Origin of the sequence: Paenibacillus darwinianus, from assembly GCF_000598065.1 — a bacterium.
Lineage (GTDB): Bacteria > Bacillota > Bacilli > Paenibacillales > Paenibacillaceae > Paenibacillus_I > Paenibacillus_I darwinianus.
Window position 1 is genome coordinate 13,089 of sequence record NZ_KK082167.1, and the last position, 8,938, is coordinate 22,026.

Below are 8,938 nucleotides of genomic sequence, written 5' to 3' on the forward strand. Positions count from 1 at the left end.
CCCGACGCTTTTTTGGAGACGAGCACCAAGCCGCTCTTTTGATAGATCTGGGAAATTTCGACGAGTGGAAGGCCCTGCTCCTGATGCGCGAGCAGGCTGGCCGCCCAGTCTATCCCGATATCCGCCGCTCCGCCCGCGACCTGCTGTTCGGGAACGATATCCGGCCCGCCAGGCAAGATTTCGACCTTCAGGCCCTCCTCGGCGTAATACCCTTTGTCCAGCGCGACGAAATATCCCGCAAACTGGGCCTGCGGCACCCATTTGAGCTGCAGCTTGACCGGAACCGGCTCGGAAGCTGCGCTCTCTCCGGCTGCGGCGGTAGCGGACGGAGCGGACGCGCCTCCGGTCGAGGCCGACGGTTCGTTCGCGTTCGAATTGCCGCAACCCGCCAGAATGGAACCGAGCAGCGCAATAACGGTGAGCAGCGACATGCCGAGCCTGATCCTTCTCTTTTTCATCGGTCTCTTCTCCCTTCCTAATTCCAAAAATAAAGTGCGCCCATCGTCGTCAAAAGCGAGGGTTGTCATATGCGAGCGGTTCCCTGCTTCCCCGTTACTTGAACGGCGCTCAAGCTCTCTGTGATGGATGCCATTTAATAAAAGCCTTTTCCAGCCATTCCACGATCAGGTAGAACAGAACGCCTGCCAAAGCGGCCATAACGATGCACGCCCAGCCCAAAGGCATTTTGGCCACTTTGACGGAATTCGAGAGCAAATACCCCAGCCCGCGGGAGGATACAAAAAACTCGCCCACAATCGCACCGATCATGCTGGCCGTCGTATTGATTTTCAGCGCGGTAAAAACATAGGGCAGGCTGTTCGCGATTCTTAAATAACGGAACACGTGGCGTTTGCCCGCCGCATACGAATGCATCAGATCGAGCGCGAGCGGATCGACCATGCTCATTCCCTTATGCGCGTTGATCGCCATGGCCGCCATCGTCGTAACGGTGACAATCGCAATTCTCGCCCCCATCTCGTCGCCGAACCATAAATTCATGATGGGAGCCAACGCCACAATCGGCACGGCGTTCAAGGAGGCGACGAGCATGAGGCCGCCCGCTCCCCACTGCGGCCAAGCCGCGGCGATCATGGCGATCAGGAAGCCGATGGCCGACCCCAGCAGCATGCCGAGCGCCGCCTCGGCGAGGGTATAACTGGTATAGGACAGGAGAAGGCCGAAGTTGTCCGACAGAGCGGCTCCGATAGCGGTCGGCAAAGGCAACTGGTACGTTTTCAAATCGAAGATCCGGTGAAATGCCTGCAGCTGCCACAACAAGAAAAACAGAACGCCTCCAAGGAGAGGCAGACCTATACGGCCGGCTTCCTTGAAATCCAGTCTTTTTTTCGCTATCCCCTGCCCGGCGACCGTCCCTTGGCCGGCCGCAGCTCCGTTTGGCTGAATCGACGTAACCAAAGGTCCGTCCATATCCATCTACCGATCGCCTCCCTTGGTCCGGAACTCTGGCTGCCAGGGCGCCGCCAGCCGCTCAAGCACGCTCATGGTCAGATAACTCAGAACGCCGAGAAGCGCGCCGGCGACGACCGTGGACCAGAACATGTAGACATGGGATGGGCCGTAATACAAATTCCGCAGCATGATGACGCCTACCCCGTTGCGGGCCCCCATCAGCTCCACCAGAATCGCTCCGGTGACCGCGAGCGGGGCGGCGATTTTCAAGCCGCCGAACAGTCCCGGAAGCGAAGCCGGAAACCGCAATTTCCAGTATACGCTCCAAGGCTTGGCGGCATAGGAACGCATCAGCTCTAACGCGGAGGGATGCGCGCTCCGGAGCCCCCGCAGCATGTTCAAGGCAACAGGAAAAAAAGTGATGTATCCGGCGATGATAATTCGAGCCCACTGATCGTCCCGGACAATTCCATAGACAATCGGGGCAAGCCCAAGAATGGGCACCATCTGCGAAGCGACGGCATACGGAAAGGCCAGCCGTTCCATCCACTGCGACGCGCTCATAAGCACCGCCAGCAGCGTCCCCGCCGTAGCGCCGAGCAACAACCCAAGTCCCGCGTTCGCCAGCGTAACCCATCCTTCCTTCAACAGCGTGCTTCCATATCGGCCGAAGGCGGACACGACTTCGTGAATGTACGGCAGCTTGGACTGGGCCATCCGAACCTGCAGCACCTTGAGCAGGAACCAGGATCCGGCCTCCCAGATGGCAAGCAGGGCAAGCCCCCATACTGCGGCCGGAAGGAAACGGAGGCGAAGCAGATTGCCGAACCCATTCATGTTCTACACCCCTTCGAAGCGATCTCGGATCTGAGCGATCAATCGGAAAAACACCTCGCCGTTTCGCATCTCCCGCGTCCTCGGCCTCGGGAGCGGAATTTCCGCCACGGCGGACAACCGGCCCGGATGGGGCGAGAGGATAAACACCCGGTCGGACAAAAAGACCGCCTCCTGAATGCTGTGCGTAACGAAAACGACGGTATTGCCCACCTTGCTCCAAATCGACAGCAGTTCCTCGTTCAGCCGCTCCCTTGTAAATTCGTCCAGCGCAGAGAACGGTTCATCCATCAGCAATATCTCCGGCTCCATGGCGAGCGCCCGCGCAATGGCTACGCGCTGCTGCATGCCTCCGCTCAACTGCCACGGATACTTATCTGCGAATTTGGCGAGCCCGACCAGCTCGAGCAGCTCCTCGGCCTTCCGGTATCGCCCGGCCTTCTTGACGCCCATGAGCTCCAATGGCAGGGTAATGTTATGCCTCACTTTCCTCCAATCGTAGAGCACGGGGTTCTGGAATACGATGCCGTACTTTTGCGCCAACCTCGCTTCCTTCGCCGATTTGCCGGCTACCTTGATCCCGCCGCTCGTCGGCTGGATCAAATCGGCCATAATCCGCAGCAGCGTCGTTTTTCCGCAACCCGAAGGACCGAGCAGCGCCACGAATTCCCCTTTGGCGATGTTCAAAGAGACCTCCTGCAGCGCCAGCACATCGGAGTGCGCCGACGGGTATTGCATGCTGACCCGATCCAATTCAATTTCGGGTATCATCGTCACCGCCTTTTCGGTCATACTCTCCCCCCTTCAGAAGCGCCACGTTAATGTTAAGTTAAATAACATAAAACCGCGATTGTTGCAGCATCACCAGTCAATATGTAATGTTAACTTACATAATAATCGTTTGTCTGGGTGCTGGCATTAGACAAAACGTAAAAAGAACGGCGTGCATGATGTTCCAAAACGTTAAAAGCCTAACCAAAAAAAGAGACCCTCCATCAAGCGGCATTCGAGCTTGACGACAGTCCCTGATCAAGGTTGCGAGGCCACGCATTTGCCCCATGAGATCCCGTAATCATTGCTTATAAGTTAAATACATTTGTTTATTTACTTAAAATAAGTTATAATCTTTGTCGTTATCCGATTTAAGAGATAGAGGAGAGAAACTACACATGGCAACAGTTCTTTACATTACCGCGCATCCGCACGACCACCAGGCCTCGTACAGTATGGCTGTCGGTAAACAGTTCATCGAGTCTTACCGCAAGTCGAATCCAGGGGACGAGATCGTAACGCTGAACCTCTATGACCTCGACATTCCGCACATCGACGCGGACGTGTTCAGCGGATGGGGCAAGCTGCGCTCCGGCAGCGCATTTAACGAGCTTTCGGACGCTGAAAAAGCAAAGGTTGGACGGTTGAACGAGATTGTGGAGCAATATATCGCAGCCGACAAATACGTTTTTGTCTCGCCGATGTGGAACTTCTCGTTCCCGCCAGTTCTGAAGGCTTATATCGACGCCATCTGCATCGCGGGCAAAACCTTCAAATACACCGAGCAGGGACCGGTCGGTCTCCTGACGGACAAGAAGGCGCTGCACATTCAGGCGCGTGGCGGCGTTTATTCCGAAGGTCCAGCGGCGGCATTCGAAAGCGGCCACAGCTACCTGGCCAAAATTATGCAGTTCCACGGTGTGCCTTCGTTTGAAGGTCTGTTCGTGGAAGGGATGGCGGCTATGCCAGATCAGGCCCAAGCCATTAAAGAAAAAGCGCTCGAGCAAGCAAAGGAACTCGCCAAAAACTTCTAAATTAAATTCATTGTTACGAAACCAGGCCATGCCGGAAGCAAACCTACCGGCATGGCCTGGTTCATAGACGGACCGATTCAATCGCAAGATCGCTGTCTTCCAGATCTATCTGCTCCGGGTGCGGATGACTAAGAAAGTTGTTGCGCGCAACTAGATAGCTCCAATCTTCTACAGGTATCACCTGAAACGGATGACTGTGCTGTCAGGAAGCAGGCAAACGAAAATGATGCGAATGAAGGTGGAAGCCTTCGAATTTTGGAGCTGCTCCATCATGTTGCTCAGCGGCGCGCTTTGGCCTGCTGAGCAGCAAGGAGAAAGCGATGCCGGCAGCGGCAATAAATAAAGCTCCATCTTTAGCGGCTTTTCGTTCATACCCTTTTCAGAGGTTAGCATGCAAGCAACAAAGCACCAGTCAAGGATGACTGGTGCTTTCTGTAAATACCTGAACGCCACGGACAAACGCAGCCTGGACATGCCATTCATCGTTCAAAATAACAAGATCAAATCCTTCCCCAGTTCAATCGAGCCTTTACGGTGAAGAAGACCAATTTGTCGAGCGGGGTTTGTCGTTGCATAAGGGAGCAGCTCCTCAAGACGCTTCCCCGTCCAGTCCCTTACGTTACGGAGGGCGGCATCCATAGTCAGACAGCTGCCGGCCAAATTCCCTGCTCAACGGTCAATTCGTCCAGCATCATAGCTGCCCCTGCAACGCCTGACTCGCGATGATGAAGCGGACTCATCCCATTAAACAAATGAGTAACATGGGCAGCCCCGCGGACGACGGCATCCTGCACCTCCGCATAATCAGCTAAGCTTCTCGGAAATTCAATTCCGTTGTAGACTCTAGCTTTTCAGCCAGGGTCTTTTATTGTTTCACCCCCAAAACGGGGATGCGAACAAATTTTCCTCTTGACATTTCCGAAACACCACAATAATCGCCAAGAAGGTTAGGGAGAAACTCGTCTCCCGCATCCTGCGCGAGGGCAAAATCCACTACGCCTCCAAGGAACACGATTTGTTGCAGCAATTGTTCCAATCCATGTTTGTCCTTCCTTCTGCGGCAAAAGGGATTGCTTGGCGATACGAACGCTTTTCGTGTCATCGGCGATGGGTCCCCGGTTGAAACCGGAGCGCGCTCCTACGGCAAGTTCCTATGCGACTGTCGCAAGTCAGGCAACTGGAAATGTACCTGCAACGGCAATTTTCAGATCCCGATGCGGATTGGGGCTGGGACAGCTACCGTGAAAAGTATTACTACGGACGCACACTCTACATGTTTATCGCCGCGGACAGCGCGTATGATCTGCCCGTGTATCCACGACTGTTTCGCGCCAGCCAGCACGATGCCGTGTCGTGGATCTGTGGCTACCGTGAACTTCGCTACTGGTACTCGGATTGGAAGGTGGGAGAGGCGATCTTGGATTTCGCCCACAACGCCCTCCCGATCTATACCATGCTGGAACAGGATGATGTTAGCAGCATCATCGACCTGAATCTCAGGCGTTCCCGCCACCTGGTATACAATGAAATGAAGATGAACTCCGATGGCGTTCCCATCTGCCCGATTGGACGAAAGATGGTCTGCTGGGGCAAGTGTTCGGGCCGACAGCGTATCAAGTGGCGCTGTCCCGCCAAAGTCGGCAAGTGGGAGTGTCCTCACCCTTGTTCGCCATCCGATTACGTAAGAACGTTCTACACATTCACCGCGGATAATCCGCGCCTCTTCCCGCGCATCCGCCGCGACAGCAAGGAGTGGAGAAAGCGTTACGCGCTGCGAACCGGAGTGGAGCGTTGCATCAAGCGCCAGAAAGTCGATTACAAACTGGAAAATTCCCGCGGCCGCAGTTCACGCCATTGGAACATCCGCGTGTACCTGATCGCCATGTGTCAGCATGCCGATGCATGGCTTGAAGAAGCGAAGAAACAGCACCGTCAGATGTCCGTTGAACAATGGCTGGAAAACTTCAATGCAACTTAACGCTGCACAGGTTACATAGCATTTTTTAAAAAATGCCCTTTTCAGGGTTCTTCGGCATGCGCATTTTTGAAAACAGCTTTCATATATGCTGCTTCACCCACATTTCTGCCTCTTTCACCCCTCATTCGGACTCAGAACCCGCACTTATTTCCGAGCCACTATTCAGCGTCAGAGTGGCCGATTGAAACGGTCACGCCTTTCCCGACTAGATAATCAATATACTCGGCGTTTCCTTCGTACTCCGGGGCCAGCGTAATGAGCCGAAACAGATCGCCGGCAAGCGCAAGATACTCATCCAGCTCATCTTTAGAAATCGGGCGCATGTCGGCTGGATTTTGCGCGCCGCACCGTACCGGGTTCAAGAATGGCCCTTCCAAATGAAAACCTGCACATTCGGCACCTGCCGTACCGCGCTCTGCCGCACGGACAATCCCCTGTACAACGCCGGCCAGCTTTCTTCGTTCATCTGTATCAGTCGTTGCCAAGAAGGCTCTCGTCCCATGCGAGGCAAGAAATTGGCTCATGCCGCGAACGAGCAATCTGCCCCCATGGAGCACGCCTCCCGGAGTATAGACCGTTGCATTGTGGAACCAAACCGGCTGCTGCTTTTCCATGCCTCTGCCGTCCATGCTACTCAAACCGGATTTCAGTGCCCTTCTCGCTCGATTCGTAAACTGCGCACAGCATCTTCATCAGCTCGACCCCGTCCTCTACCGGGCTCAGTGTCTCCTTCTTCCCTTGACAAGCGTCTATAAAATGATTGATTTCGTTCTGGAACGCGCCATTGAAATCTAAGGAGGTATTGTCGACCTGAGGCGTCACGTTCAAGATCGTATCGTACTTCTCCGCAACAATGGACAGCTCCGGCTCGATCTCAGCCCCTCCCTTTTCCCCGAACAGCTTTAAAGACATTTCATCCTTCTTGGCGTGAAGCGTGAAGCTGACATCGACGTAAAGGGAAGCGCCATTCTCGAACCGAATAAGCGCATTCGCCAAGTCTTCGACCGTATTATGCTCTGCATCGTAATCTGCCGCTTTATAAAAGAATAAGTGCTTTACGTTGGCGCGGTTTCCGAGCTTCTTATAGGTGTTGCCGCTGACGGAAACGACTTTGGGTCTGCCCATTAAGTACCAGCAAATATCGATGACATGGACGCCTAGATCAATTAACGGACCTCCCCCTGACCGGTCAACATCCGAGAACCATCCTCCTGGATTTCCAATTCTGCGCAGGCAGGATGCCTTCGCATAGTAAATTTCCCCAAGATCGCCCGCATCGATGAACTGTTTAAGAATGCCTGTATTGGTGCCGTACCGTCTGACGAATCCAACCTGCAGCAGCTTTCCGCTCGACTTCACCGCATTTTCGACACGAAGCGCTTCCTCCACGGTGGTACACAGCGGCTTTTCGCAAAGCACATGCTTCCCCGCTTCAAGTGTTGCTATGCTAATTTCCGCATGCGTGTTATTCCAGGTGCAAATGCTGACAGCATCGATGTCCGGCCGCTTGAACATTTCCTTGTAGTCGGTATAAACATCCGGAATTCCAAACCGCTTCGCCTGTTGGCAGGCCCGCTGCTCGTTCAGGTCGCATATAGCGGCAAGCTGTACTTCCGGATTGTTCTGATAAGCGCCTAGATGAAACTTCGATATAGATCCCGCTCCGACTACCGCTACTTTGTAAGTGCCCATAGTATAATCATCCCCGTCTAATTTAATGGTTGGAAGACGCTTTCTTATATTTATACTTGCTCCCAGATCGTCCGCGCATTCTCCAGCCCGATAAGCGTGCCTTGCCTGCAGTCCTCCATACCTTCAAACTCGATGGAAATATAACCGTCATAGCCGGACTCTTTCATAACGCGGATCACTTCCCACATGTCAATATCTCCGTGACCGACAATGGCGCCTCTTATAAAATTTCCGCTCACCGTTGAGAACCACCCTTTGCCTGGATTCCTGTAGGATGGACGCAAATAGAAGTCTTTCAAATGAACCATCGAAGCAAAAGGCAGATTTTTTTTCAATGAGGCAACCGAGTCCTCATCCGCGCACATGAAATTTCCGACGTCGATCGCCGTTCTGAAATTTTTTCGGTTGACGGAATGAATCAGTCGCTGTACCCGCTCTGCGGCCTGAACATAATAGCCGTGGTTTTCCACGCTGGTTGTAATGCCATACCGCTCTGCATACTCGGCGATAATTGCGCATCCTTCTGCAAGCCGCGGCAGATCGGCTTCGAATGAGGCGGCGGTGCATTCCGCAATCGGACGCCATGCGATGTCGTGGCGCATTCTATCTACACCAAGGCGGTGCGCAATGTCGACCTGCTCCCGAAGCTTCTTTAATTCGTGCTGGTATTCCTCCTCGGTACTCGTCAGCAAATTGCCTCCAACGGCATAGTTCGAAATATCGAGCCCGGTCTCCTCTGCTTTCCTTCGTATCGCTTCCACCATGCCCGGCTTCTCGATATCGAAGCCCAGCGGCACAATTTCAACATGCTCTCCGCCGCTCGCGGCAATCCATTCCATGACCGCGAGAATATCCATTTCCTCGCTTTTCAGCGCCTGATACAAGCTGTACGTACTTATCCCCAGCTTCAAAGAACGCGCCCCCTTTCGCTGCCTTACTTAGGGCTTGCTGAATGATTTTTATCCGAAATTCAGAGCTAGGCGCCGACGTGACAGCATCGTGAAAATAAGGCAAAAAAGAACGCGGAGCCTGCGCTCCAGGTTCATCACCAGAAGTTGCAGCGTAATAACCGATTCGCTTGTCTTTGCAAGGCGTGCTCGAATGCAGCCAAGCCCGTACTTGCGCTTGCCTTCTCCGAACTTGCCTTCTATTGCGTTACGTTCTCCGGTGTCCTGTTTGGCAACTTGCTTCTCTTCGCTTGACGGACCGTTTTTGGGTT

12 protein-coding genes are annotated in these 8,938 nt (G+C 53.9%); 2 read left to right on the forward strand and 10 right to left on the reverse strand.

From position 1 onward, the window contains the following. The 4 genes from BG52_RS09345 to BG52_RS09360 all read right to left on the reverse strand — a co-directional run. The coding region (locus BG52_RS09345) for an ABC transporter substrate-binding protein (RefSeq protein WP_223298967.1) at window positions 1-458 on the reverse strand (458 nt) is incomplete at its 3' end. A 109-nt stretch (window positions 459-567) separates the two neighbouring features. Next, window positions 568-1,434 carry an ABC transporter permease gene (locus BG52_RS09350; protein WP_081793728.1) on the reverse strand — a complete coding sequence of 289 codons (867 nt, stop codon included), beginning with the start codon at window positions 1,432-1,434 and terminating at the stop codon, window positions 568-570. Continuing rightward, a complete protein-coding gene (locus tag BG52_RS09355; protein ID WP_036584189.1) occupies window positions 1,435-2,247 on the reverse strand; it encodes an ABC transporter permease in 813 nt (270 codons plus the stop codon). 3 nt (window positions 2,248-2,250) lie between these two features. Then, window positions 2,251-3,036, reverse strand: a complete 786-nt coding sequence (locus BG52_RS09360; RefSeq protein ID WP_190287514.1) for an ABC transporter ATP-binding protein — start codon at window positions 3,034-3,036, stop codon at window positions 2,251-2,253. A gap of 377 nt (window positions 3,037-3,413) precedes the next feature. Here BG52_RS09360 and BG52_RS09365 point away from each other — a divergent pair, with 377 nt between their 5' ends. Further along, entirely contained in the window at window positions 3,414-4,049 is a 636-nt protein-coding gene (locus BG52_RS09365) for an FMN-dependent NADH-azoreductase (protein ID WP_036584187.1), read from the forward strand. A gap of 486 nt (window positions 4,050-4,535) precedes the next feature. On the opposite strand, the gene BG52_RS16790 is transcribed toward BG52_RS09365, so the two are convergent. Together BG52_RS16790 and BG52_RS16480 are read right to left on the reverse strand one after the other, a co-directional pair. After that, a complete protein-coding gene (locus BG52_RS16790) occupies window positions 4,536-4,709 on the reverse strand; it encodes an amidohydrolase family protein (RefSeq protein WP_397310115.1) in 174 nt (57 codons plus the stop codon). Between the two features lie 205 nt (window positions 4,710-4,914). Continuing rightward, on the reverse strand, window positions 4,915-5,085 hold the full coding sequence (locus BG52_RS16480; RefSeq protein WP_223298968.1) for a hypothetical protein: 171 nt from the start codon (window positions 5,083-5,085) through the stop codon (window positions 4,915-4,917). Between the two features lie 147 nt (window positions 5,086-5,232). Between BG52_RS16480 and BG52_RS09370 the strand changes: the two genes are divergently transcribed. After that, entirely contained in the window at window positions 5,233-6,027 is a 795-nt protein-coding gene (locus BG52_RS09370; RefSeq protein WP_223298969.1) for a hypothetical protein, read from the forward strand. A gap of 158 nt (window positions 6,028-6,185) precedes the next feature. Here BG52_RS09370 and BG52_RS09375 read toward each other — a convergent pair whose 3' ends face one another. The 4 genes from BG52_RS09375 to BG52_RS09390 form a co-directional block, all read right to left on the reverse strand. Continuing rightward, on the reverse strand, window positions 6,186-6,641 hold the full coding sequence (locus tag BG52_RS09375) for a hypothetical protein (RefSeq protein WP_144340782.1): 456 nt from the start codon (window positions 6,639-6,641) through the stop codon (window positions 6,186-6,188). Between the two features lie 16 nt (window positions 6,642-6,657). After that, window positions 6,658-7,719 carry a Gfo/Idh/MocA family protein gene (locus BG52_RS09380; protein WP_036584185.1) on the reverse strand — a complete coding sequence of 354 codons (1,062 nt, stop codon included), beginning with the start codon at window positions 7,717-7,719 and terminating at the stop codon, window positions 6,658-6,660. Window positions 7,720-7,769: 50 nt separating this feature from the next. Continuing rightward, window positions 7,770-8,630 (reverse strand): sugar phosphate isomerase/epimerase family protein, encoded by an 861-nt coding sequence (locus BG52_RS09385; RefSeq protein WP_036584182.1) that lies wholly within the window; start codon window positions 8,628-8,630, stop codon window positions 7,770-7,772. A gap of 48 nt (window positions 8,631-8,678) precedes the next feature. Then, on the reverse strand, window positions 8,679-8,938 hold a 260-nt coding region (locus tag BG52_RS09390; protein WP_036667167.1), incomplete at its 5' end, for a transposase.

Bases quoted from the DNA above. Each gene is read 5' to 3' on its own strand.
- BG52_RS09375 (WP_144340782.1), bottom strand. From the start codon at position 6,641: ATGGAAAAGCAGCAGCCGGTTTGGTTCCACAATGCAACGGTCTATACT.
- BG52_RS09365 (WP_036584187.1), top strand. From the start codon at position 3,414: ATGGCAACAGTTCTTTACATTACCGCGCATCCGCACGACCACCAGGCC.
- BG52_RS09380 (WP_036584185.1), bottom strand. From the start codon at position 7,719: ATGGGCACTTACAAAGTAGCGGTAGTCGGAGCGGGATCTATATCGAAG.
- BG52_RS09360 (WP_190287514.1), bottom strand. From the start codon at position 3,036: ATGACCGAAAAGGCGGTGACGATGATACCCGAAATTGAATTGGATCGG.
- BG52_RS09355 (WP_036584189.1), bottom strand. From the start codon at position 2,247: ATGAATGGGTTCGGCAATCTGCTTCGCCTCCGTTTCCTTCCGGCCGCA.
- BG52_RS09350 (WP_081793728.1), bottom strand. From the start codon at position 1,434: ATGGATATGGACGGACCTTTGGTTACGTCGATTCAGCCAAACGGAGCT.
- BG52_RS09370 (WP_223298969.1), top strand. From the start codon at position 5,233: ATGTACCTGCAACGGCAATTTTCAGATCCCGATGCGGATTGGGGCTGG.